Origin of the sequence: Limnofasciculus baicalensis BBK-W-15, assembly GCF_024178385.1 — a bacterium.
Taxonomy (GTDB): Bacteria; Cyanobacteriota; Cyanobacteriia; order Cyanobacteriales; family Coleofasciculaceae; genus Limnofasciculus; species Limnofasciculus baicalensis.
Genome location: NZ_JAMZMM010000754.1, coordinates 1 through 1080, shown reverse-complemented (window position 1 = coordinate 1080; position 1080 = coordinate 1). Strand labels below are relative to the sequence as shown.

Here is a 1080-nt window from a genome sequence, read left to right as displayed (position 1 = left end):
CCCCACTCCCTACTCCAAAAAACCCACTCCCTACTCCCTACTCCCCCTTTCCGCTGATTGACGTGCCATCTCTCCCACCTTTAGGGCATATAAACTATCTTGAGTAGACACATACAGAGGTTTCCCTTCAACTAAGTAATCTAAAACCATAAGCGTATCTTGGACAAACAAACCACGCCTTCCTGCTACCTCAATTGGTGTCCTTTCTTCGCCCCGAATTAGTGTTCCTTTTTCGCCTTCAAACAATAGTATTCCATTCTCCCCATGTACCTCAAAATTGCGTAGCGACTGCCAGGATGTTTCCCCTTTAGCGTAAGTAACTTCTGCAATTAATCCGTTAACAAATCCTAATTGCGCCGTACACAAACAAGCCCTATAATAATCTTCAGTAGTCCACCAAAATCGAGACTTACAGCTAACCGATTCAACCGTGCCAAATAAATTTGTGAACCGATGAATGTGAGGTAATGCTGCTTGGAAAGGAAAGCCAAAGAGTTCTCGATTGTAAGTCCAGCGCCTTGGTGCAGGAGACTTCGGGACCATTGTGACATAACGAGCATAAAAAGGATTACCAATTTCTGGTAAAAATTCCCGCATCGCGTTATGCAATCCACCTAATAATTCAATATGTTCTACATGGAGGAGTTTGCCTTTTGTTTGGGCTAGAGCAATTAGGGATTCTGCTTCTGTAGGATCTAAAGAAATAGGATATTCAACTACAACATGTTTACCTGCTTCTAAGGCAGCACGAGCGATTGTGCCATGATCGCGATTAATGGTACAAATAAATACCAAATCTAAATCGGGATGTTCGACTACTTCCTGCCAAGAATCAACGGCTGAGGCTTCGTGAGTTTGGGCAAATTCTTGAATCTTTTCAGGAGAATGACCGCTAAAAACTACTAACTGCGATCGCGGATCTCCCTGCAATGTCTGGGCGCGTTGGTTCGCCGCATATCCCGTACCGATTATACCTGCTCGAATAATATTGGTCATTGGTTGTTGGTTGTTTGTTGTTTGTTGTTGGTTGTTGGTTGTTTGTTATTTGTTATTAGTCATTCCCCACTCCCTACTCCCCAC

General features: G+C 43.5%; 1 protein-coding gene. It reads right to left on the bottom strand.

Annotation, left to right across the window (positions count from 1 at the left end; translation table 11 throughout):
- Nucleotides 1-30 precede the first annotated feature (30 nt).
- Entirely contained in the window at nt 31-996 is a 966-nt protein-coding gene (locus NJ959_RS29970; RefSeq protein WP_254015410.1) for a Gfo/Idh/MocA family protein, read from the bottom strand.
- Between the last annotated feature and the right edge of the window lie 84 nt (nt 997-1080).

Bases quoted from the DNA above. Each gene is read 5' to 3' on its own strand.
- NJ959_RS29970 (WP_254015410.1), bottom strand. From the start codon at position 996: ATGACCAATATTATTCGAGCAGGTATAATCGGTACGGGATATGCGGCG.